Consider the following 23,656-nt stretch of genomic DNA (forward strand, 5'->3'; position numbering starts at 1 on the left):
CGGGGCGCGCCGGCGGTCGGCCTCGGGATGAAGGGGCGCGCCGGAGGCCTCAGCCGTCCGTGGCGCGTGGCGGGTCGTCGGCGGAGGTCTCGTCGGGACGAGGATCTTCCTCATTCCGGGGAGAGGACGCCTCCTCGCTGCCGTGGTCGGGTGTGGAGCCGGACTCAGAGTCGGATGGATCGGCCGAAGTCGTGTCGGGAGACGCGGGGGCCTGGGGCGGCGGCCCGTACCCGGGTGGTGGTCCATAGCCCTGCGGCGGCGCGTATCCCGGGGGCGGGCCGTACGGTGACGGCGGGCCGTAGCCCACGGGAGGGGCGTAGCCGGGCGGGGGAGCGTACGAGGCCGGTGGGCCGGAGGGCGGTGGCAGGCCCGGGCCGGCTAGGGCGGGGATCGGGGCGGGCCAGCCCGGCTGGGCGGTCCCCGCGATGCGCACGGTCTCCTCGTCCGGGCCGGTGGTGATGACGAGCCGGTCCAGGTAGAAGATCTGCAGCGCCGCCAGTGCGATGAACATCAGAATCACCGCGACGATGGGCGTCGTGAGCCCGACCTGGGCGTTGGCGGTGAAGAACTGGCCCACGCGGATCAGCAGCTCGACCGGCGCGGTCCGGTTGCCGGCGCTGACGCCCACGATGCTCGGCCAGAGCACGCCCTGCGCGCCGATCAGGGTGATCGCTCCGACGAGCAGGCCGGCCAGGGGGAGTGCCGGGACGATGACCGTCGCGAAGAACGACGGCGCGGCCGGGGCGCCGGTGGCGCGCTGCGCCCGCCAGCGGACCGCGTGGCGCCGGCAGAAGAGCGTCAGGATGAGGAGCGCCGGGACGCTCACCCAGATCGGCGAGAACAGCGACGTGAACTTGTCGAGAAGGTGCAGGCTCCGCTCGTTCTCGTAGCCGGTGACGCTGAGCGGGCCGATGCCGACGAACAGCCACGGCGCGAACGGCAGGAGCAGCAGCTCGCTACGACGGCCGAGCGGGCGCAGGCCGCCGATGCCCAGCGCCGCGAGGAACGCCACGAAGACGGAGACGAGGGCGTTCAGCAGCGGCGGGACCCAGGTGTTCAGGTAGATCTTGCCGGTGGACGCCCCGGACGAGGAGCCGTGCCCGCTGGAGAACAGCGCGGACAGCCAGGGCCACAAGCCCAGAACCGTGAAGATGAGGACCACGACCACGGCCAGGATCGCGATCACCGAGCGGGCGGCGTCCGGGCGCGGGCCCGGTTCCGGCGCCCCGCGCGGCGGGGCCGGGGCGAGCTTGATCCCCAGGCCGGTCCTGATCGCGATGACGGTGGCTCCCACCCCGAGGACCGCGAGGATCAGGCCGGTGATGGTGGCGATGGCCGACGCGAGGCCGAAATTCGCGATGCGGAGCGCCGCGGTGTACTGCAGGCCGGTGAGCGTCTCCGACTTCCTCGAGTCGCCCATCACCCCGGAGAACGTGAACGCCTGCAGGCTCGTCGCGGCGGCGGCCAGCACGACGATCGCCCCCACCGCGAGCATCGCCGGGGTGATCCGCCGGCCCTCGGCGCGGGCGCGCAGGACGGGCAGGAAGACGAGCAGCGCCAGGCCGCACACCGCGCCGAACAGCGCCGCCGCCGTGATGAACGGGATGACGGTCGCCGCCTTGTCGGGGGTGTCGATCCGGCCGAAGATCGTGGCGATGCCGCCCTTGCCGGTCGCCTGCCCCATGTGCCAGGCGACGGCGACCGCCACGGGGGAGAAGACCACGAGCGGCAGCGACATCAGCACGCGGCCGACCCGGCGGGGCCAGGTGCCGGCCTGGTCGAGGGCGGCGGCGAGCGCCGGGGCGACCAGGACCGCCACGATGATCGGGACGATGGCGATCCCGATCGAGAAGCCCAGCGCGCGCCAGAAGTCGCCCTCTTTCAGCACGGTGCCGTAGTTGTCCAGGCCCACGAATCGATGGGAGGAGCTGAGGAACCGTGAGTCCTGGAAGCTGCGCACGATGGTCTGACCGGTCGGGACGACCAGCGAGACGAGCGCGAGCACGGCGGCCGGGAGGACGAGCAGCAGGCCGGGGCCGGGATGCCGGTCGGCGGCGGGCCGGCCTGCGACGGGTAGCGCCGGGGGATGAGGGGCCATCGTCCGCTCCGCGTTGTTCCGTTGTGATCGATCTCACTGATCGTCAGTGCTGACGGTAGCGCCCGAGGGACGTCCTTGTCGCGGGTCCGTCCCCTTATGACCTCTCCAGGCCGCCGAGCCGGACGCTCAGGCTAATTAGCCATAAAGTATGACTATCATGCTCCATGTCCGCAAAGGCGTATGATCGCCCGCATGGCGGATGAAGGAGGAAGATCCGAAAAGGGCGCTCCCGTTCCACCGCCCGAGCTTCGGGCCAGCACCGGCTACCTGCTGGCGTGGCTCGGTGCCGAGTCGCGGCGGCGATGGGCGCGCATGCTCGCGGAGCACGGGATGACGCCGCATCACTACGGCGCCCTCATGACCCTCGACAACCTCAAGACCACCCACCAGCAGCGCCTCGCCGAGCTGATCGGCGTCGACCCGCGGAACGCCGTCTCGGTGGTCGACTTCCTGGAGCGCCAGGGTCTGATCGAGCGGACCCGGGACCCCGCCGACCGGCGTCGTCACACCATCGCGCTCAGCGCGGAGGGCCGGGTCGTGATCGCGGGGCTGCGCCGTACGGGCGAGGGCATCGAACAGGACATGCTCGACGGGCTGACCAGCGATGAGCGGGCGGCGCTGCACGTCCTGCTGCAGCGGTTGTTCGAGGTCACCATCGACCGATGAGCGGCTCCGCGGGCGGCGGAGGCGCGTGACTCCCGGATCATGCACCGGTTCGTAAAAATCTGGCCGATCGAGCGTCGCCTTTCGTAAATCATTTCCTGGTGAGGTGCAGAGGTTTCGCATCGACACATCACCGGGAGGCGCCGTGCGAACGGCGAACCGTCTCATCAGAATCGGCCTGACCGCGGTGGTCACCGCGACGATGGCCGCCGGACTCACCCATCGTGCCGCCGCCGCGGCCGGCTCCTGGCTCCCCGAGACTCCTGACTTCTGGCCGCTCGTCGTCGACGAGAGCCGGACCGACCCGAGCGCGATCACCCATGGCGTCAGCGAGTACTCCGAGACCTACGACGCCGTCGGCGGTCGCCAGCACACGCAGGTACTCAGCGCCGACCTGTCCGACCCGAACGTCCGGGTCGGCGCGGTCGAGGCGGGAGACCAGATCACCTATCCCTCGGACGAGACCCTGACCTCCATGGGGACGCGTACGGGCGCGGTGGCCGGGATCAACGGCGACTACTTCGACATCAACGCGACCGGCCGTCCGATCGGCGGGATCATGGCCAACGGCCGCCTGCTCAAGAGCCCGCAGCCCGACTTCAACGCCATCCTCGGCGTCAAGCCGGACGGCTCGATGGTCATCGGGCCGCAGACCTACAGCGGCACCGTCACCGACGGCGGCGCGAGCCATGCCATCACGTCCGTGAACACCGTCACCGACGTGGCGGCCGGCGGGATCAGCCGGCTGACCCCCGACCTCGGCGGTCCGACGGCGGTGTCCGCGGCGACGGTCGTCACCGGCCACGCCGCCGGGGGCCGTCTCACCGTCGACGGCGTCACGCCCGGCGTCACCTCGATACCCCGCCTGACCGGCGGGCAGGAGGCCCTCGCCGGCTCCGGCACGGGCGGGCAGTGGCTCGCCGCGAACGTCCACGCGGGCGACACCCTGACGATCGACGAGAAGGCGCCCGCCCTGACCACGATGGTCAGCGGCGCGACCGTCCTGGTGAAGGACGGCGAGGCGTACAAGGATCCGGTGGGCACTCCGCCCGGAGGCAAGAACCCCAGCCGCAACCCGGAGACGGCCGTCGGCCTCAGCAAGGACGGCCGGCACGTGACGTTCGTCGTCCTCGACGGGCGTACCGGCCCGACGGGGGCGTCCGGCGTCACGCCTGACGAGGCCACCGGCTACCTGCTGGCCCACGGCGCGTACAGCGCCATCCTGTTCGACGGCGGCGGATCGAGCGAACTGGTCGCGCGCAGGCCCGGCGACAGCCGGCTCTCCGTCATGAACACGCCCTCGGACGGCCACGAGCGCGCGGTCGCGAACGGCATCTTCATCTACTCCACCGCCCACGCCGCCGGTGCGGCGCGCAAGGTCGTCATCAACGGCGGCACACCGGTCACCACCGTGCCCGGCGCGACCGTCGACGTCCCGGTGTACGCCACCGGCGCCGACCAGAACCCCGCCGCCGGCGCCACCCGGGTCACGGTCGTGCCGTCGTCCCTCGGCTCGTGGCAGAACGGCCGGCTCACCGTGAACCGCGCGGGCACCGGAACGATCATCGCCCGGAACGGTCGCGCGACCACGACCGAGCGCCTGCGCGTCCTCGACCGGCTGCACTCGCTGACGATCAGCCCGGACAAGCCCGACCTCATCAACGGGTCGGTCCAGCAGTTCACCCTCACCGGCGACGGCTCCGTACCGGTCCCCGCGGAGGTGGCCCGGTGGACGGTGAGCCCGTCCGACCTGGGTGCCATCGACGCGCACGGGACGTTCACCGCGTCGACGTCCAAGAGCGGGCTGGCCACGGTGACGGCCGCGTCGGGCGGCGTGTCCGCGAGCACGACCGTCGCGGTGGGCAGCGCCTCCAAGGTCATCGACGACATGAGCGACGTCGGCAACTGGAACCTGCGCAACACCACCGGCCAACCGGCGCAGACGAGCCTGGCCTCCGGTGTCGTGCCGCCCGGATCCACGGCCTCTGGCTCGCTCCAGCTCACGTACACCGTGCCTGCCGGGCAGGGGGTCAAGCAGCTCGTCCTGTCCTCGAAGACGACGCTGCAGGCCGGGGCCGACGCCGAGGGCAGGAACCCGACCGGCATCGGCCTGTGGATCAAGGGCGATGGCAGCGGCATCAACCTGGCGGAGTCCTACATCGGCGCCGACGGCCTCACGACGACCCTCTACCCGACGACGGTCACCTGGAAGGACTGGCGGCTCGTCGTCGCCGCGCTGCCGTCGACGATGAAGTTCCCACTGAAGATCAACTTCATCGACTTCCTCGGCATCAACGCGGCGACCACGATGAGCGGCACGCTGAACGTCAGCGGCCTGCAGGCGCTCTACTCTCCTCGTCCGATCGTCGCGCCGCCGTACACGGCCATCCCGAAGAACCCGTCCTGGCTCACGTACGAGGAGAGCGCGGACGCCTTCCCCAAGAAGGGCACGACGCTGCTCACCGGCGACGACGCCCACCTCCTCGCGTCGGACCCGGGCTCGGCCAGCGGCAACGTCATGGACGCCGTCGCCAAGCGGGTTCCCGCGCTGAAGCCCGACCGCGCGCAGTTCCTCGGCGACATGGCCGATGACGGGCAGCTGCCCGACCTGCGGTTCGCCCAGCAGAAGATGGCCGCGCTCGGCATCCCGTACCGGGACACCGTCGGCAACCACGAGATCAGCCAGGGCGCGGTGCCGGAGAACGGGAACTTCGCGAAGGTGTTCGGCGAGACCCACTACGCGTACACCTCCGGGCCCGCGAACGTCATCGTGACCGACAATGGGCACGGCAGCCTGCAGTCGTCCGACGCCTACCAGAGCCCCGCCGAGGCACAGTTCCCCTGGCTGGTCCGGCAGCTCACCGGCAACCGCTCGCCGGCGGTACTCGTGGTCACGCACATGCCGGCGTACGACCCGCATCCGGCCGCGAACAGCCAGTTCGGCGACCGGTGGGAGGCGCGGATGTACATGCGGCTGATCCAGCGGTACCAGCAGACGCATCGCGGCACCCACGTGATCATGGTGTACGGCCACGCCCGCGGCTTCGCCGAGCAGATCCTCGACCCGCTCGGACGGCCCTCGGCCGACGGCGTGCCGCAGCTCACGTTCGCCGATCTGGGCATGCCCGCCTACGCGCCGGCGGATCAGGGCGGCTTCTACAACTTCGGACTGATCCACATCAACCCGTCCGGCCGCATCGGATTCACCGTCGAGCCGGTGCTCGCGTCCATCGCGGTCACCGGCCCGGCCTCACTCGGTAAGGGCGCCTCCGGGCAGCTCACGGCGACCGGCACGGCCGTCGGCGGGGACAACCAGCCCACGCTGACGGTCCCGATCGCCGATCCGGCCTCGCACGTCTGGTCGTCCAGCGACTCGCGGGTGGTCGAGGTCGACCCGGCGACGGGGAGGATCACCGCCCGTCACGCCGGCACCGCGACCGTCTCGGTCACCGGCGGCGGCGTGTCCGGGAAGATCGAGGTGACGGTCACCGGCTGACCGAGCCCACGCCGGCCCCTCGGAGACGGCCGACCGTCGCCTCCGAGGGGCCTCGTCGTGGCAGAAGGCCCTGACCCGCACGGCCAACGAGCGCTCTCCGGGCCGGCGCCGCACGGTTGAGGAGTGCTCTCCGTACCGGAGCCGCACGGTTAAGGAGCGATCTCTCCACGCGCCCGGAGGGCGCGCGGCTACGGTGCGATCTCGGCGTCGGAGGGCCGGGTGACCGGGAGGTACTGGGTCTCGCCGGTCCGGAGGGCGTGGAGCGCGGCGGGGAGGCGGCTCGCGAAGGCGGCGGCGAGCATGCCGACGCCCTCCTCGACCGTCACGAACGCGTGGTCGTCGAGCTCCTCCTCCTGGAGCCGGATCGGCGGGTCTCCCTCGTAAGTGCCGCAGTCGAACATGAAGTACACGCTCGCGCGCGGACGCTCGCCGTCGGCCGGGACCCAGTCGGCGACGAGCAGGCGCCCCGCAGCGACGCTCAGCCCGACCTCCTCGAGCACCTCCCGCTCGCATCCCCGGTGCGGCGCCTCGCCGGCCTCGACGACGCCGCCGGGGAAACCCCAGTACGGACGGTAGTTCGGCTTGACGAGCAGAACCCGCCCGGCCGGGTCGGTGATGAGGCCGCCCGCCGCGACGTACACGGACGGAAGCGAGGCGTACCAGTCCTCGGCCGACAGCCATTCACGTTGCGTCACGTAGCCGACGCTAACGCCTCCCGGCCGGGCGGGATGCCGGAACCGGCCAGGATCGCCGCGAGCTTTTTCCGGCCAGGTCACAACCCCTACGGAGGGCGCGCCGGACTCACCCGTGTTCCCGGTGATCTGGAAGTCCTGCGCAAAGCTGCTTACCATGCCGGGGAATCGATCACATTAGAGCAACTCCCGGGGGTGAGTCGCTCACACGTCGTGGAGGCGATGCCGTGCGCCGGTTCGTCGGAACACTGACCGGAGTCATCCTCGCCGGGGCGCTGGTGCCCGTCGTACCGGCGGCCGGAGCGCCGAGCGGCGCAGCGAATCCCCGCATCGCGGCGCCGAGCAGCGCCGCGAATCCGGCCCCCGTCGTCGTGCCGGGCCTGCGCGAGTGGCACGGCGCGACCGGGACCTGGCGGCCGCGCCAGGGCAGCCGGATCGTCGTCGGGCAGTCCCGGCTGCGCGCCCTCGCGACCCGGTTCGCGAGCGAGCTGCGCGCCGAGTCGGGCGTACGCGTGCCGGTCACGAGCGGCCGGTCCCGCGCCGGCGACGTCGTCCTGTCGCTCGGCTCCGCCGACGCGCAGCTCGGCGACCAGGGGTACGCGCTGAGCGTCGGCAACACGGCGGCTGTACGCGCCCGCACCGAGACCGGCGTGTTCTACGGCACCCGTACGATCCTGCAGGCACTGAAGGCCGGATCCATCCCCCGGGGCGACGCCCGCGACTGGCCGAACCTCCCCGAACGCGGGCAGATGCTCGACGTCGGCCGCAAGTACTTCCCGGTCTCCTACCTCAAGCAGCAGATCCAGCGGATGGCCTGGTACAAGCTGAACCTGTTCCACCTGCACCTGTCGGACTGGAACGGCTTCCGCATCGAGAGCAAGAGGTTCCCCGGGCTGGCGGCCAAGGAGCACTACACCCGGCAGGAGCTGCGCGACCTGCAGGACTACGCCCGCCGCTACGACGTGACGATCGTCCCGGAGATCGACCTGCCCGCCCACTCCGTGGCGATCAGCAAGTACGACCCGAGCCTGGCCTTCACCTGCGACTCTCTGTCCAAGCCGGACACCGGCTGGGAGGGCCACGACGCGGGCGGCTGGACCCTCGACGTCACCAAGGAGCACACCCGGACGTTCATCCACGAGCTCCTCGACGACATCATCCCGATCTTCGACGGGCCGTACTTCCACATCGGCGGCGACGAGATCCCGCTCGACCCGGCCAAGAACGCCTGCCCCGAGCTCGTCGCCTACCAGAAGGCCAAGGGGTACACCGCGCCCGGCGACATCTTCACCGCCTTCGCCAACGAGCTGGACAAGCAGGTCCGCGCGCACGGCAAGACCACCCAGATGTGGCAGTGGTGGGACTACAAGCAGGCCCACGGCGTAGAAGCGAACAAGGACATCCAGGTCAACGAGTGGCTGAGCAGCCCGGTCGCCCGCGCGCAGGCCGGCTACCAGGTGATCGGCTCCCAGGACGGCCACCTGTACGTCTCACCCGGCTTCTCCACCTCGCCCGGCGGCTACGGGTACGCCGACCCCCGTCACATCTACGGCGAGTACGACTTCGTCGCCGCGCCCGGCATCCACGGCTACAAGATCTCCCGGTGGTCGGACAAGGCCGAGCAGAACCCGCCGGAGTGGTTCGACTTCTTCGCCCGCCGCCCGATCGCCGCGCTCGCCGACCGTGCGTGGGGCGCGCCCCGCGACGGCGACTTCAAGGCCTTCCTCGACCGGTACGACCAGGTCGGCCTCCCCGGCGACCGGCCGGCCCTGTCCCAGAAGGGCTGGAAGCTGGTGTCGGCCTCCAGCCAGGAGACCGCGCACGAGAACGGCGCCGCCGCGAACGCCTTCGACAACGACCCGTACACGATCTGGCACAGCGACTGGTCGGCGAAGCTCCCGCAGGAGATCACCATCGACACCGGGGCCGCCCAGCGCCTCGGCGCCTTCCGGTACATGCCGCGACAGGACGGCGGGATCAACGGCCGCGCCGCCTCGTACGAGCTGTACGTGAGCGCCGACGGGCGGCACTGGGGCGCGCCGGCGGCCAAGGGCACGCTGCCCGACACCCAGCTGGAGACCACCGTCCCGTTCAAATCGGTCACCGGCCGCTACGTGCGGTTCCGCGTGCTGAGCGAGCACGGCCCGAGCAACACCTACGCCTCGGTCGCCGAACTCGACCTCTACCGCGGCTGACCGTCCCACGGCGGGGACGCCGGGGCCCGCGACGTCACGGGCCCCGGCATCGGTCACCAACCTCCGGAACCGGTCGGGGGCTCGGAATCGGTCGCCGGCCCCGCGACCAGCCGTCGACCTCCGGAACCGGTCACCGGCGTCCGATCTCCGGCACCGCGCGGCCGTCTTCGTCAGCTGTGGGCGCGGAGGGCTTCGATCAGCCACTCGAACGCCGGGACCGCCGCGGGCTGCGGGGTGCGGCCCTGGACGATCGCCAGCAGCTGCCAGTACCGCTCCACCCGTGCGTCGGTGAACGTCTCGAGCTGTTCGAGGATCCGAGCGCGGTGGGCGGGCGGCGTCTCCGGGGCGACGATCCGGTCGAGGACGGTCCGGCCGGCTGCCGAGCCGGGGGCGACCCCGTCCGCCAGGGCCCGGCTGGCGTGCTCGGCGACCCGGTGGTAGTCGGGGCCGTACTCCAGTTCGTCCGCGCCTTCTCCCGCGACCGCCATCGCGCGGACCCGCTGCCGGAAGTCCTCGTCCTGGACGAGCTCCGCCAGCTCCACCCAGGCGTCCACCTGCTCCGGCGCCGGGTCCTCCGGCAGCTCGGCGGGCAGCTTCCGCATGCTGCGGGCGATGCCCATGGCCGGGGAGTCCGTGTCGATGCCCTCGGTGACGTGGTCGACGAACTCGTCGATGAGTTCCTGCCGTTCCCGTGCGGACAGGCGGGCGAGCCGGTGCATCAGTGCCATCTCCTCGGTCGTCGTCCCCCGGGCCGCCGCCGCGCGCAGCACGGCGCGGCGGAGCCGGAGGGTGCGGATCTCCGCGTCCAGCGCCCGGGCGTGCACGTCCGCGATCTCGGCGAGGGTGGTCCGGCGGCGGAGCACGGCCTGGATCGCGTCCAGCCCGAATCCCAGCTCCCGCAGGGTGCGGACCAGGTCGAGCCGGGCGACGGCGGTCGCGTCGTACAGCCGGTACCCGCCGGCCGAGCGACCGGCGGGCGTCAGCACCCCGGCGTCGGACCAGAAGCGGATCGTGCGCACCGGCACGCCGGTACGCCGAGCGAGGTGCCCGATCGTGAAGAGCTCCTCACTCATGCGAAGACCATGAGGCTTCCAGCGGCTGGAGAGTCAAACCGGATATCGAACACGCAGGTCAGCGGCCTTCGAAGACGGGCTGTTCCTTCTTGAGGAAGGCCTTGGTGGCGTTCGCGTGGTCGGCGGTCGCGGCGCAGGCGTCCTGGAGCTCTGCCTCCTTGGCGAGGGCGTCCGCGAGGCCGGCGGTGGCCGCGTGGTCGAGGGCGGTCTTCACCGCGCCGTACGCGGCCGTGGGCCCGGCGGCCAGCCGTTCCGCGAGCTCCCGTGCCTCCGCTTCGAGCCGGTCGGCGGGCACGACGCGGTTCACCAGGCCGAGCTCGAGGGCCTCGGCCGCCCGTACGGGCTCGGCCAGCATCAGGAGCTCGGTCGCCCGGGCCCGGCCCACCAGCCGCTGCAGCGTCCACGACAGGCCGCTGTCGGGGGCCAGCCCGATCCTGGTGAACGCCGTCGCGAAGGACGCCTTCTCCGACGCGATCCGGAAGTCGCAGGCCAGGGCCAGGGAGAATCCCGCGCCCGCCGCGACGCCGTTGACCGCGGCGATCACCGGCTTGGGCATCTGGGCGATCGCCAGCACGGTCGGGTTGTAGTGGTCCTGGATGGTGCCGGCCAGGCCACGGCCCGCCTCCAGGTTGGCGGCGTGCTCGCGCAGGTCCTGCCCGGCGCTGAACGCCCGGCCGCTACCGGTCAAGATCACTGCCCGCACGGCCGAGTCGTCCCGGGCCCGCTCCACCGCCGCCCGCAGCGCCGTCTTGGTCTCGGCGGTCAGGGAGTTCATCGCGTCGGGGCGGTTCAGGCCGATCGTCGCAACGCCGTCCACCAGGTCGTACCGCACGCTCTCCGCCACGTTCGGCTCCTTTGCCTGCGCCCGGCACCGGGGCGCTCCGTCATCCGAATCCTCCAGGCAACGATCGACGACGCCGGAGGCACCGGGCAAGAGCCGCGCCGGAGGTCGTGGAAATCGGGCCGACCGGCCCCTGGATCCGGGCCCACCGAACCCCCGGATCCGGGCCGCCGTCGGCCGTGGAGACGGTCCCCCGGCAGGTCTCAGCATGATCTCGAAGCTGATCGTTACCACTTAGCGCCCGGAAAACGGGATAATGGACCACCACCAGTTGACTTGAAGCGGCAGACGGGTCAGCGGCCAAAGAAGCCCGGCGGTCCCGCGCGGCCCTAGGCAGGAAGGGGATTCACGCATGGCGGCGATGAAGCCGCGGACAGGCGATGGTCCGCTCGAAGTTACCAAGGAGGGGCGCGGAATCGTCATGCGTGTCCCGCTCGAAGGCGGCGGGCGGCTCGTTGTCGAACTGTCGGCGGACGAGGCAGGCGAGCTCGGGGACGCGCTGAAGAACGTCGTCCCCTAGGACGACGTCCCACCCTGTTCATAGAGGTTTCGCGAAGGCCCCGGCGGACGAGCGCCGGGGCTTCGCTGTCCGTACCGAACCCGTACAGGAGAGACCTTGCCGGTCAACACCCAACTGCACAGCGTCGACGGCACGATCCGGGACTTCGCGACGACCGCCGAGGTCGTCGCCGTGCCGGTTCAGGCCGGTCCGGAGATCGACCCGGCCTACGCGGACGAGCTGACGGGCCTGTTCGCCCTCGGCGCGGCCGACCTGCTCGCTCATGAGGAGGCGAAGGGCGGTCCCGGGGAGATCGTCGCTGCTCCGCTCCGGCTGGGTGACGGCATCACCGACCTGCTGCTGTACGGCGTCGGGGACGGCTCCCCGGCGGCGCTGCGCCGGGCGGGCGCCGCCGTCGCGCGGCGCGGGCGGGGCTGCGCGCACGTCGCCGCGGCCGTGCCGTCCGGCGCCGGCGAGGAGGGCCTCGCGGCGTTCGCCGAGGGACTGCTGCTGGCCTCGTACGACTTTCGCGTCGGCGGCTCGCCGAAGAAGCCGGCCGCCGAGAAGATCACCCTGCTCACGGACGCCGGGGCCGCCGTCGAGCGCGGCGCCACGGTGGCGGGCGCCGTGGCGATCGCCCGCGACCTGGCCAACACGCCGTCCCGGGAGAAGACCCCGCAGTGGCTGGCCGAGCAGGCCGAGCGGCTCGCCGCCGAGTCCGGCCTGACCGTACGGATCCGCGACGAGCGGGAGCTGCGCTCCGGGGGCTTCGGCGGGATCGTCGCGGTCGGCGCCGGGTCGGCCCGCCCGCCCCGCCTGATCGAGCTGACCTACGAGCCGGACACGCCGGACGCCTCCGCGCGGCACGTCGTGCTCGTCGGCAAGGGCATCACGTTCGACTCCGGCGGCCTGTCGCTGAAGCCGAACGAGAGCATGAAGGCCATGAAGACCGACATGGCGGGCGGCGCGGCGGTCATCGCGGCCATGACCGCGCTGCGGGCCCTGCGCGTGCCGGTCCGGGTCACCGGTCTGGTCGCGGCGGCCGAGAACCTCCCGTCCGGGTCGGCCATGCGTCCCAGCGACGTCATCCGGCACTACGGCGGCACCACCTCCGAGGTGCTCAACACCGACGCGGAGGGCCGCCTGGTCCTGGCCGACGCCCTCGCCTACGCCGACGCCGAGCTCGACCCCGACGCGCTCGTCGACATCGCCACGCTCACCGGTGCGGCCAAGATCGCGCTGGGCACGCGGCAGGGCGCGCTGTACGCGACCGAGGACTCCCTGGCCGCCGAACTGCTCGGCGCGGGCGCGGAGAGCGGCGAGCCGTTGTGGCGCATGCCGCTGACCGATGAGTACCGCGAGGCCATCGACTCCGACGTCGCCGACGTCGCGAACGTCGGCCGGGGCGGCTTCCGCGCGGGTTCGATCGTCGCGGCGCTGTTCCTGCGGGAGTTCACCGGGCAGCGGGCGTGGGCGCACCTCGACGTCGCCGGGCCCGCCCGCGCCGGCTCCGACGACGCCGAGATCACCCGGGGCGCGACCGGCTACGGCGTCCGCCTCCTGCTCCGCTGGCTGCGCCCCGACGCGGCCTGAGCGCGCCGCGGCGGGTCACTCCGACCGGCGGAGCGTGTCGAGCGTCCGTAGCGCCGTCGCGTGCTCGTCGGCCGCGTCCCGCAGCTCCTCGACCGACTCGCGAAGGACGCCGAATCGGCGATCCTCGGCAAGGCGGCTGAGCAGGTGCAGCGGGACCACGATCGCCCGGAAGGCGGCCGGCGTGTCGGACCGGATCAGCGGAACCCGGCCGTACAGCGAGTCCGCCATGTCCTGGTAACCCCAGTGGCCCGGCGCCTGCCGGATCAGGGTCTCACCCAGGTAGCGAGCCGCCCCCACGACGAACGGGTCGTCGGCGGCCGAATGGACCGCGTTCCAGTCGGCGAACCGATGGAGGACCTGCCGTTCCAGCACGTCCAGGGAGTCAGCGGTGAAGTCGAAGGGAAAATCGTCGGGCAGGAACCGGGCACGCCACCCGTCGAGCGCGTCGGCCATGTCGGACAGCCATCTGTCCAGGAAGACCCTGGCCGGTTCGGTCATGTTCCGCCGGTCGTCCTGCATGTACCACTCGGCCGTGCCCGGCTCCGCCGTCGGTGGCTCTCCGCGCCGCGGCCGGTCCGCGTCCAGCCCGTGGAAGTCCAGGCCGAACTCGTCCCGAAGCGCCCTGGCCTGCTCCGGCGAGGCGAGGACGTACACATCGTCCTGGCAGGTCTCCCGCTTCTCCCGGAGCAGTTCGTAGAACACGCGCGGATCATCGCCGCCCGGGTCCAGATCGTCGATCTGGTCCGACACCGCCACCTGGTCCACGTAGTCGTCGGACTGGTGCTCGACGTGCCACCAGACCGACTCGCCGTTGCGCAGGAAGTGGAGGTACTCGGCGCCGTCCTCATCGTCCTCGTCGCGCACCAGCACGACGTCGGTGACGACCACCGCACCACCGGTGCACGCCGTCACCTCGTCCGCCAGCAGATACCCGTAGTAGCTCGCCACGTCGTCGACGTCCTCGCCGTGCACCGAGATGGCGATGCCGAACTCGGGGAGCCAGCCGAACAGGTCACCCTCGCTCAGGTCCTCGTCCAGGTGGTCTTCCCGCCACTTGCCGATGTCGGCCAGCACCGCGGCGGCCTTCTCCTCCGTCAGCATGCCCAGCCCGACCATCCGGCCGGCCAGCTCTCGAAGCGTTCTCCTCGCCATAGCGCGGCATTGTGGCATCGTCCGCCGACAGCCCGGCCGCGAGCGTGACGCCGGTTCCGGGGCCGGTGCGGCGTTCCGGCCCCGGAGCCGGCGTCACGCCCGGGTGACGCGGAAGCCGGTGAACTCGAAGTCGCAGTTGTCGCCGCGCAGCCCGACCGCGCCGGGGGCCAGGATCGCCGCGCCCTCGCCGCCGTCGTCGGTGGCGGACAGCACCTCCCGGCCGTTCCGCGCGACGGTGATGGTCACGAGCCCGCCGCCGGACGTCGCGATCCGGACCCGGAACGCCTGCCACCGGCCGTACGGGACAAGGGAGGGGACCTGGCCGAGGGTGACGTACGTACCGCCGTTGGCCTCGCCGCCCGGCAATTTCTTCTTGACGACGATGAGGCCGTCCCGGCGGTTCAGCGAGACGACGTAGAGCTTCTCGGGGCTCTGCCAGCGTAGGAAGACGTGCACGCCGTCGATCTCCGACGCCGCCGCGCGGCCGGCGCCGGTCAGCCCCAGGTTCCGCAGGCGCAGGGAGACCGCCACGTCGCCGAAGTCGCGCCGGCGCGTGGTCATCCGGAACACGCTCGACCCGGTGCTCCGGGACGACCCCGCGTCCGGAACGGTGGCGTCCGGCACGCCCGTCCACGCGACGTCCCGGTGGACGAACAGCGACCCGCTGGTGACGTCCCAGTCCCGGGAGACGTGGGTGCCGGGCGTGCGCGGGTTCCAGTGCGCGAACTCGTTGGTCACCAGGCGGTCCGGCCCGGACAGCCGGGGCGCGAACAGCGCCGGACGCGGCCGCATCAGGACCGCCGACGTGGCCGCCGCGACGACCGTGACCACGACGCCGATGAACACCACCCGGTGGCTCCGCCGGGCCCCTCTGCCCGGGGCGGCCACTCGGCGCGACGGGCGCGCCGCGCCGAGTGGCCCCCCTCGATCCACATGAATGGCGTCTTCCGCACCCCCGTCGTGCCGGTCCGCGCGGACGGCGTCGGACCTGTCGTGCCGGTCCGCGCGGACCGCGTCGGACCCGTCTTGTCGATCTACTCCGAGGGCGTTTCCCGTACGCCCGTCGTGCCGATCCATCGGCGCGTCCTTCCTGGTCAGTCGGTGGCGAGGGCGGTGCAGAACCCGCGTTCGCGGAGCCCGCGGATCACCGTGGGCAGCGCCTGGACGGTGGCGGCGGACTGGCGTACCCCGTCGTGCATCAGGACGACGGAGCCGGGCACCGCCTGGTCGAGGACGGACGCGGCGATGTCGCCGGGCTCGCGGCCCCGCCAGTCGTCGGTGTCGATCGACCAGCGGATGACGCGCAGGCCCAGCAGCTTCGCCTCCCCGTCCACGGTGGCGCTGGTGTTGCCGAACGGCGGCCGGATCAGCGTCGGGGCGGGCGCGCCCGCCGCGGTGATCGCCTGCTGGGTCGCGGCCAGCTGCCAGTCGATCTGCGCCTGGTCGAGGTCGGCCAGGTGCGGGTGATTCCAGCTGTGGTTCTCCACGAGGTTCCCGTCCGCGACCTCGGCCCGGATGAGGTCCGGTCGGGCGGCGGCCTTCTGGCCCATGACGAAGAACGTCGCCCGGACCCGGTAGGCGCGCAGGACCTTCAGCACCTGCGGCGTGTAGATGTCGGGCCCGTCGTCGAAGGTCAGCGCGACCCGTCCCCGCGTGCAGCGGTTGTCGGTCCGCGCCGCCTGCAGCATCGCGTTGGTGACGACCGTACGGGCCTTCTCGGCGCCCGCCCTGCGCGGCGGGGACAGCACGTCGACGGCGAGACCCGCGGTGAGGGCCAGCAGCCCGACCCCCACCCCGAGCTCCGCGAGTGTCCTCTTTGTGAGACTCATGGGTTCGCCGGGTCCGTGATGTCGTAGTCGTCGGTGTAGACGGTGCCGGTGCCCGCGAGCGAGAGGCCGATGCTCAGGCCGGTGGCGCCGGCGGGCACGGCCGGGCTGGTAAAGGCGGGGGTCTTCGTCCAGGCGTTCGTCGCGGGCAGGGCGGGGCCGCTCGTCCAGTACGCCCACGTGCCGGCGGTGGTCCGGTAGTACAGCGTCAGCTTGACCTGCGTGTCGGCCGGCCAGGTGCCCTTGTACCAGACCGACGCGTTGTAGACGTGGCCCGGCGTGGCGACCGGCGCGCAGGTGTTCGCGTCCTGCTTGGTGACGAGTTTGCGGTCGCCGCTGGTCCAGGCCGTGACGTCGAGCTGCTGGGCGTACGAGCCGGTGTGCGCGTCGGTGGTCCGGGTCCAGGTGTAGGTGTTCGTGCCGTATCCGCCGTACTGGAAGCAGGCCGGCAGCCCGCCCGTGGCCGACTCGAGCGACGGGTTCTGGACGAGGTTGCCGTGGGTCGGCGGGTTCAGCGGCGGGCCGTTCACGGGCGGCTGCTGGGCGCCGCCGATCACCTGGTCGACGGTCTTCACCGTCGTGCCGTGCAGCAGCCTGCGCGGGGCGAGCCAGTCGAGGAAGTCCGAGAGCGTGCTCGGGCTCACCGAGTAGGTGTCCGTGCAGGCGTCGCAGACGTGGTGGAAGACGAGCTGCACCCAGCCGCCGCCGTGGTTTTCGGCGTTGGTGACGTAGCCCTTGATGGTCGCCAGGCTCGTGTCGGATTTGATCGAGTCGGGGGTCTGCGTGTTGTACATGTCGGCCGGCGGGATCGTCTCGGCGTACCCGCAGCCGTCGCAGGAGCCGGGCGAGACGACGCCGCCGACGGTCCGGGCGCTGTTGTACCCGCAGTCGTGCGCGATCTGCTCGACGGCGGCGTTCGTCGCGCCGTACGGGTAGGCGAAGTTCTTGACGGCGAAGCCCCAGTTCAGCAGGGTCACCCGGTCGTTGCAGATCTCCCGCTTGGCGTCGTCGGAGGACAGGGTCGTCAGGTCGGCGTGGTCGACGGTGTGGCCGCCGATCTCGTTCCCGTCCGAGGCGAGCGCCGCGATGTCGGCCTGCGTCATGTAGTTGGTGAGGTTGGTCTGGCCGCTGTTGATGTAGAAGACGCCGTGCATGGCGTGGGCCTGGAGGATCGGCCGCGCGTTGGTGAACTGGTCCTTGACACCGTCGTCGAAGCCGAGGGTGACGACGGTCGTCGTCGCGGCGTGCGCGGTCGTGGCGCCGGGCACGGCGAGTGCCGCGCACAGCAGGACGAACAGCGCCGCGAGGCGCGTCGTCGGCGGAGGGGATATGGGGGGCATCGGTCCTTCTCTCTAGGGTTGCGGGGTGAGTGTCGGGGCGGAGTAGACGACGGTCCGGTGGCCGCCCTCGGCGGCGATGGCGAACTTGACCCCGCCTTCGTGGAGCCGAGGGTCGAAGTCCACGCGCAGGCGGCGCCCGTCGACGGTCACGTCGGCGGTGTCGCGGCGGACCTGGATCCGTACGGTCCGGCCGGTCCCGCCGGGTGGGAGGGCGGCCTTGGCGAGCACGACCCGGGCCGCGTCGCCGATCTGCTGGCGGACCACGACCGAGCCCTCCCCGATGAGGACCTCGACCCGGCCGCGGTGGCCCGCGCCCGCCCCGTCCCGTACGGCGATCACGGCGGCCGCGTGGCGGTCCACGCCGGTGAGGCGCGTGCGCAGCGTGTAGTCCACCCACTGGCTGGTGTTGACGTCGCCGAGCATGCAGGTCCCGTAGCCGTCGCTGCGCACGGCGAGGGCACCGGGCCGGTGGGAGCAGGCGGCGAGGTCGCCCATCCAGTGCAGCGGCGCCAGGTCGTGGGGCGGTGCGACCGGCACCGCGCCCCGGACCATCTCCAGCAGGTCGGACACCGACGTCGTCGCCCGGACGCCGATGCGGTCCAGCGTCCAGCGGGGCGACCGCGCGCTGACCGCGTTGACGTGCTCGGTCGGGACGTTCTCGCCGACGAACGCGACGCCGAACCCGGCGGCCCGCAGCAGGCCGGGCAGCTCCCGGGCGAGCGCCGGGGAGTTCCCCGTGCTGCCGGTGTCGCCGAACGGGTACGAGAAGGCGCTCGCGGGCCGCCCGAAGACGTGCCGGAAGAACGCCTGGCTCTTCGCGAGGTCGCTGCGGACGCGGGACCGCCACGCGGACGGGGACTCCAGCCGCCCGTGCACGAGGACCCGGTTGCCGAGCGACGGCGCGAGGTCGCCCGGGACCGGGACCTGCTCGTGCAGCGCGTGCGAGTGCGAGCCGAACTCCCAGCGGCCCGTCGCGCGCAGCGCCTGCAGCTGCCGGGTCGACAGGTAGTACGACGGGGTGCCGGCGGCGACCATCTTCGACGTGGTCAGGAAGGCGACCGCGGAGAAGTGGTACCGCTTCAGCATCGGGTCGACCGTCGTCCAGTCGGTCAGCGTCCCGTCGTCGAACGTCAGGAGCAGCGCCCTCGGCGGCAGGCTGACCGGCTGGTGCGCGATGAGCCGCTCCACGTCGGCGAGCCGCACCGTGCGGTACCCGGCGGCGGCCAGGGCGGCGAGGTGCTCGCCGAACACCCGCCGGGTCAGCGTGCTGCCGGCGTGGTCGTCGTCGGACACCGCGTGGTACGTCAGCACGACCACCGACCCCGGATACCCGGGCAGAGCGGCGGCGGCCCGCGCGGTGGCCGCGTCCAGCCGTACGGGGACCGGGCTCTGCTGCGGCGGGTCGAACGGGCGGCTCGCCGCGACCCACACGACGAGCACGAGGGCGAGGGCGGCCGTGAAGACCGCGCTGTTCACGGCGGAGGTCAGTCGCCCGACCGCCCCGCGACCGGCCGCCGGGCGTATCGCCTCAGCCATCCTGCACCGTCCGCGGCCTCGGCTTGATCCGTGGCTACGGCGGCCGGCGCCGGTCCACCGAACGGGTGCCCCATTTCCCGTCGCGAATGCGGGCGATCGCCCACAACAACTGCGGCGAGAAGGAGATATAGAAGAACGTTCCGAGAAAGGCGTACAACCACAAGCCGTCCTTTCTCAGCATGCGGTACACGAACGCGTACGCCATCGAGACGAGATAGAGGCCGAGGAAATAGATCAGCGGCGAATGCCCTTCCACGACGGCTCGGGCGACGGTGAGGAAGATGACGATGGGGCTGAGCAGCCCGGCGCACGTCTGCACCAGGACGGACGGCAGCGCGCGGGTCCGGCTGCGCCAGATGTGCGCCAGCAGCAGCGGCCCTTCCCGGCTCCAGGACTTCTTCCAGCGCAGTTGCTGCCGGAAGAACTTCCGGTAGGCGTCCGGGACGTCGGTCCACGCCTCCGCCCGTGAGTCGTACCTCGTCACCCAGCCGGCCTTGATGACGCGGTTGGTCAGCGCCCGGTCGTCTCCGTAGGTGCACTGCGTGCCGAGGAACCGCTGGTTCTCCCAGGCGTCGAGGAGGGGTTCGACGGCCGCGCGACGGTAGGCCGCGAAGCAGCCGGAGCAGCAGGTCACCGCGCCCAGGACGGACTCGGCGCTCTTGAGCAACTGGAACGAGACGTAGTAACGCGCCGCCTGCATGCGCGTCAGCGTGTTGGTGTCGGCGTTGCGCGCGTAGGTGAGGCCGGAGATGGCGCCGACCTTCGGGTCGGCGAACCCCTGGACGAGCTTGCGCACCGCGCCCGGGGCCGGCATCGAGTCGGAGTCGACGAAGACCAGGATCTCCGCCGACGTCGCGCGGATGCCGGCCGCCATCGCGGCGCGTTTTCCCTGGTTGTTCCCCAGGTCGACGCACTGGACCGACCCGAGGGGATGGCGGGCGGCCGCCCGCAGCATGTGGTCCCAGGTGTCGTCGCTCGACCCGTCGTTGACGACGACCAGCTCGAGCCGGTCCCGTGGGTAGTCCAGCGCCATGCAGGAGTCGATTGTGCGGGCGACGGCCTCGCCTTCGTTGAAGGCGGGCACGATGATCGCGACCGTGGGCGTGATCCCCGCGTCGCGCGGCGGCCGGTAGAAGGCCGCCAGCAGGAACCGGCTCAGCACGTAGCCGCTGACGGCGATCGTGTACGTCGGGGTGAACGGGTCGCCGCGCAGGAAGGCGACCTTGATTCCCACGTGCCAGCCGATGACCAGGCAGATGACGGTGACGCCGACGAACGCCCCGAGGGACGCGAGCCGCCCAGGCCGGGCTCGGTCCCCTGGGAGGGGTGGCGTGGTCACGAAAGCTCTCCTCATGCTCGAAGGGCAGGGCAGGGCAGGGCAGGGCAAGGCGGGACTGAGCGGGGCAGGGCACGAGACGGCGCCGGCGGTCCGGCTCCGCGATTCGGTGGAGGACGGTCGGGGACGTGATCGCGAGGGCGTGCCGCCCCGCGGCGGTCAGAGGGGGACGCGGCCCGCGCCGGTCAGGCGGTCGGGATTCGGGGAGCGTGATCGCGGCGACACGCCGCCCGCGGCGGTCAGAGGGGGACGCGGCGGCCCGCGCCGGTCAGGCGGTAGGTGGCGTCCAGGACGAGCTGGTCCTCGGGCAGCCAGGACAGGTCCAGGGCCCGGTGCGTGGTGTGCGCGACGACCAGGTCGGGGGTGTCGCCGGGCGGGTCCACGCTGCCGAGGAGACGGCCTCCCGGCAGCCGGAGCTCCGGGACGAGCGGGTCGTGGTACGCGACGTCGGCGCCGGCGGCGAGCAGGCCATCGATGATCTCCAGGGCGGGCGACTCGCGGACGTCCTCGACGTCCGGCTTGTACGTCACGCCCAGCAGCAGGATCCGTGCCCCCGCCAGGCCGATCCCTGCCTCGGACAGCACCTCGCGGACGCGTTCGATGACGCGGCGGGGGCGGCCCGCGATCGCGAACATGGCTTCGGTGACGAGGGGAGTGGGCAGCCGGCTCTTGCGCAGCTGCCACAGCAGGTAGTGAGGGTCGCAGGGGATGCAGTGGCCGCCGGCACCCGGGCCGGGGAAGAAGGGCATGAACCCGTACGGCTTGGTCGCCGCCGCGGTGATGACCTCCATGACGTCGAGGCCGAGCGTCCGGCTGATCTCCGCGATCTCGTTGGCCAGGGCGATGTTGACGGCGCGGAAGGTGTTCTCGAACAGCTTGGTCATCTCGGCCGCGCCGGAGGAGGACACCTCGTGCAGGTTGCCGGTGCAGTGGGCGAGGACCTTGACCGCCTCGGCCGTGCACTGCGGCGTGGTGCCGCCGACGACCCTGGGCACCACCTCGTGGGCGTACCGGTCGTTGCCCGGGTCGATCCGCTCCGGGCTGAACGCGACGAAAACGTCCCGGCCCACCCGGAGCCCGCGCCGCGTGAGCGGCCCGGCGAGCAGGTCGTCGGTGCAGCCCACGTAGCTGGTCGAGGTCAGGATGACGACCTGCCCGGGGACGGCGTGCAGGACCGCCGCCGCGCAGGCCCCCTCGACGGCGGACAGGTCCGGGGTGAGGTGGGCGGTGACCGGCGTCGGCACGCAGATGACCACGGCCCGCGCCCACGACGCGTACGACGGGTCGGTGACCAGCGCGAACGCGTCATCGGTCAGTGCGGCCTCGAGGCGCCGGTGGTCGGAGTCGAGCAGGTCGACCTGGCGCTCCCGGATCCGGGCGAGGCGGTCGGCGCTGGAGTCGATGGCCAGTACGCGGGCGCCCGCGGCGTGGAACGCCAGGGCCGTCGGCAGGCCGACGTAGCCGAGGCCGACGATGGCGACGTCGTACGCCCCGGACGCGGGAGCACGAGAGTCGACGGCCGGTGCGGCGGCGTTCATGCGGTGGTCTCCGCATGGTGACCGACATTTCCGATTAATGCCGCGCGAATCGCCGGCGAGAAAGGTGACGTTCCTCTGATATCCATCTTTCGCCTCACTGAGGGGGTGATTGCCGAAAGGGCGGCAGAAGGCATGTTGTCGTGCCTGATGCCCGGAGAAACCCCGCAAAGGGGTGAGGCGCTCTACGTCACCCGCCGACGTTGCAAGTGCTTGTTCGTGCTAAGTGAATGACGTTAATTAGTGCAAGATGGATAAATCGCCCGCGCGGCCGAGGGAAGCCCCCGGTCCGGGTCAGTAGGCTCCCGAGCCGCGGACCACCGCGGAGAGGGTCTTACAGAGGATCTGCATGTCCAGGGTGAGGGACCAGTTCTCGACGTAGCGCAGGTCGAGCCGGACGGCCTCGTCCCACGACAGGTCGGAGCGGCCGCTGACCTGCCACAGCCCGGTGAGCCCCGGCTTGACCGCGAGGCGGCGGTACACGTCGCTCTCGTACCGCGAGACCTCCTCCGGCAGCGGCGGACGCGGCCCGACCAGCGACATGTCGCCGTGCAGAACGTTGATCAGCTGGGGGAGCTCGTCGAGCGAGTACCGGCGTAGCCACGCGCCGATCCGCGTGACCCGAGGATCTACTTTGAGCTTGAAGAGGACGCCGTCGCCGTCGTTGCTCCCGAGAAGCGCGGGCCGGAGCTTCTCCGCGTCCTTCACCATCGTGCGGAACTTCAGCATCCGGAACACCTTGCCGTCCCGGCCGATGCGCCGCTGGACGAACAGCGCGGGACCGGTGAACCGCAGGAGGGCGGCGATCACGACCAGCGCCGGAGCGAGGACGAGGAGGGCGAGCCCGGCGACCAGCCGGTCGAACAGGCTCTTGACCACCCGTCGGCCGCCCGTCAGTTCGGGGTGGTCGACGTGGAGCAGCGGCAGGCCGGCGATCGGCCTGATCGTCGTACGTGGCCCGGCGACGTCCATCAGCGCCGGGGCGACGAAGAGATCGGTGTCGCCCTTCTCCAGTTGCCAGGCGAGGCGTCGCAGCCGCGCGGCGTCGATCTCCGGGCAGGCGAGGACGGCGACCGTGTCGGCACGGCACACGCCGATCACCCGGACGACATCCTCGAATCCGCCGAGTACCGGAACGCCGTCCAGATCGTCCTTCCCGCTCCCAGGGGGGAGGCAGGCGGCGACGATGTTCAAACCGTGGAACGGTGTCCGCCTGAGTTCGCGGATCAGTTCGGTGACGGCGCTGCGATGGCCGACCACGACACTGCGCCGCATGCACGCGCCGCGGGCGCGCAGGCGGTGCAGCCGCCTGCGCAGGAGATAACGCCCGGTGAGGTCCAGGAAGATCATCAGCGGCAGCGTCACAAGGGCGAAGCCCCGAGCGACCTCCGCCTTGGTGACGTAGGACAGGTTCGTCACCGCTGCGCTCAGTAACAGGCCGACGTTGAGCACGCGCCGGAATTCGTCCGATCCGACGCCGAAGAATCGTGGCTCGTACGCGCGTCCGGCGGCGATGGAGAGAATCCAGATGAATGGCAGACAAATCCCTAGAGCGGCGTCCGGCCAAGGCGTGGATACGGCACCCCAGAAACGTGCGATAAGGCCGACCGCGCTGGCGGTAATGGCGCTGGAGACGTCGATGATGACGAGCCAGCGAATATACGGCGGAATCCAACCATGGCGACCGGTCAGCCGAAAACTTTTTTCTCGTAGGCTGATGGTATCCGCTTGCTCGACAGTCGTCACGACCAGGCCCCGCGATCTTGGTGCGATGTGTTCCT

The 23,656-nt window shown here is 71.7% G+C and carries 17 protein-coding genes; 5 read left to right on the forward strand and 12 right to left on the reverse strand.

The genetic code is table 11. The features are described 5' to 3' along the window. Window positions 1-49: 49 nt before the first annotated feature. On the reverse strand, window positions 50-2,098 hold the full coding sequence (locus ACQP2O_RS08310; protein WP_433181435.1) for a carbohydrate ABC transporter permease: 2,049 nt from the start codon (window positions 2,096-2,098) through the stop codon (window positions 50-52). A gap of 192 nt (window positions 2,099-2,290) precedes the next feature. On the opposite strand from ACQP2O_RS08310, the gene ACQP2O_RS08315 reads away from it, so the two are divergent. Further along, complete coding sequence (locus ACQP2O_RS08315; protein ID WP_433181437.1) at window positions 2,291-2,764, forward strand: MarR family winged helix-turn-helix transcriptional regulator; 474 nt, start codon at window positions 2,291-2,293, stop codon at window positions 2,762-2,764. 142 nt (window positions 2,765-2,906) lie between these two features. After that, window positions 2,907-6,257, forward strand: a complete 3,351-nt coding sequence (locus tag ACQP2O_RS08320) for a phosphodiester glycosidase family protein (protein ID WP_433181439.1) — start codon at window positions 2,907-2,909, stop codon at window positions 6,255-6,257. Between the two features lie 188 nt (window positions 6,258-6,445). Here ACQP2O_RS08320 and ACQP2O_RS08325 read toward each other — a convergent pair whose 3' ends face one another. Further along, a complete protein-coding gene (locus tag ACQP2O_RS08325) occupies window positions 6,446-6,952 on the reverse strand; it encodes an NUDIX domain-containing protein (protein WP_433181441.1) in 507 nt (168 codons plus the stop codon). Between the two features lie 224 nt (window positions 6,953-7,176). On the opposite strand from ACQP2O_RS08325, the gene ACQP2O_RS08330 reads away from it, so the two are divergent. Further along, a complete protein-coding gene (locus ACQP2O_RS08330) occupies window positions 7,177-9,144 on the forward strand; it encodes a family 20 glycosylhydrolase (protein WP_433181442.1) in 1,968 nt (655 codons plus the stop codon). A gap of 170 nt (window positions 9,145-9,314) precedes the next feature. Here the strand turns inward: ACQP2O_RS08330 and ACQP2O_RS08335 are convergent, their stop codons facing one another. Further along, window positions 9,315-10,217 (reverse strand): MerR family transcriptional regulator, encoded by a 903-nt coding sequence (locus tag ACQP2O_RS08335; RefSeq protein WP_433181444.1) that lies wholly within the window; start codon window positions 10,215-10,217, stop codon window positions 9,315-9,317. 58 nt (window positions 10,218-10,275) lie between these two features. Then, complete coding sequence (locus ACQP2O_RS08340; protein WP_433181446.1) at window positions 10,276-11,061, reverse strand: enoyl-CoA hydratase-related protein; 786 nt, start codon at window positions 11,059-11,061, stop codon at window positions 10,276-10,278. A gap of 349 nt (window positions 11,062-11,410) precedes the next feature. Between ACQP2O_RS08340 and ACQP2O_RS08345 the strand changes: the two genes are divergently transcribed. Both ACQP2O_RS08345 and ACQP2O_RS08350 read left to right on the forward strand, forming a co-directional pair. Beyond that, entirely contained in the window at window positions 11,411-11,578 is a 168-nt protein-coding gene (locus tag ACQP2O_RS08345) for a DUF3117 domain-containing protein (protein ID WP_360880846.1), read from the forward strand. Between the two features lie 96 nt (window positions 11,579-11,674). Then, entirely contained in the window at window positions 11,675-13,150 is a 1,476-nt protein-coding gene (locus ACQP2O_RS08350; RefSeq protein WP_433181448.1) for a leucyl aminopeptidase, read from the forward strand. A gap of 15 nt (window positions 13,151-13,165) precedes the next feature. On the opposite strand, the gene ACQP2O_RS08355 is transcribed toward ACQP2O_RS08350, so the two are convergent. From ACQP2O_RS08355 to ACQP2O_RS08390, 8 genes are all read right to left on the reverse strand, one after another. Continuing rightward, on the reverse strand, window positions 13,166-14,302 hold the full coding sequence (locus tag ACQP2O_RS08355; RefSeq protein WP_433181450.1) for a hypothetical protein: 1,137 nt from the start codon (window positions 14,300-14,302) through the stop codon (window positions 13,166-13,168). 93 nt (window positions 14,303-14,395) lie between these two features. Continuing rightward, window positions 14,396-15,151 (reverse strand): hypothetical protein, encoded by a 756-nt coding sequence (locus ACQP2O_RS08360; RefSeq protein WP_433181451.1) that lies wholly within the window; start codon window positions 15,149-15,151, stop codon window positions 14,396-14,398. A gap of 245 nt (window positions 15,152-15,396) precedes the next feature. Continuing rightward, window positions 15,397-16,131 carry a polysaccharide deacetylase family protein gene (locus ACQP2O_RS08365; protein WP_433181453.1) on the reverse strand — a complete coding sequence of 245 codons (735 nt, stop codon included), beginning with the start codon at window positions 16,129-16,131 and terminating at the stop codon, window positions 15,397-15,399. Next, window positions 16,128-17,468, reverse strand: coding sequence for a polysaccharide deacetylase family protein (locus tag ACQP2O_RS08370; RefSeq protein WP_433181455.1), 1,341 nt, complete (start codon window positions 17,466-17,468; stop codon window positions 16,128-16,130). The genes ACQP2O_RS08365 and ACQP2O_RS08370 overlap by 4 nt, the downstream gene beginning before the upstream one ends. A 12-nt stretch (window positions 17,469-17,480) precedes the next feature. Beyond that, complete coding sequence (locus ACQP2O_RS08375) at window positions 17,481-19,004, reverse strand: polysaccharide deacetylase family protein (RefSeq protein ID WP_433181456.1); 1,524 nt, start codon at window positions 19,002-19,004, stop codon at window positions 17,481-17,483. A gap of 34 nt (window positions 19,005-19,038) precedes the next feature. Further along, a complete protein-coding gene (locus ACQP2O_RS08380) occupies window positions 19,039-20,343 on the reverse strand; it encodes a glycosyltransferase (protein WP_433181457.1) in 1,305 nt (434 codons plus the stop codon). Between the two features lie 236 nt (window positions 20,344-20,579). Beyond that, window positions 20,580-21,878: a nucleotide sugar dehydrogenase gene (locus tag ACQP2O_RS08385; RefSeq protein ID WP_433181459.1), complete on the reverse strand. Its 1,299-nt coding sequence runs from the start codon at window positions 21,876-21,878 to the stop codon at window positions 20,580-20,582. Between the two features lie 291 nt (window positions 21,879-22,169). After that, a complete protein-coding gene (locus ACQP2O_RS08390) occupies window positions 22,170-23,594 on the reverse strand; it encodes a sugar transferase (RefSeq protein WP_433190968.1) in 1,425 nt (474 codons plus the stop codon). Window positions 23,595-23,656: the final 62 nt, after the last annotated feature.

The sequence above is a fragment of the Actinoallomurus sp. CA-150999 genome, assembly GCF_050942425.1.
Lineage (GTDB): Bacteria > Actinomycetota > Actinomycetes > Streptosporangiales > Streptosporangiaceae > Actinoallomurus.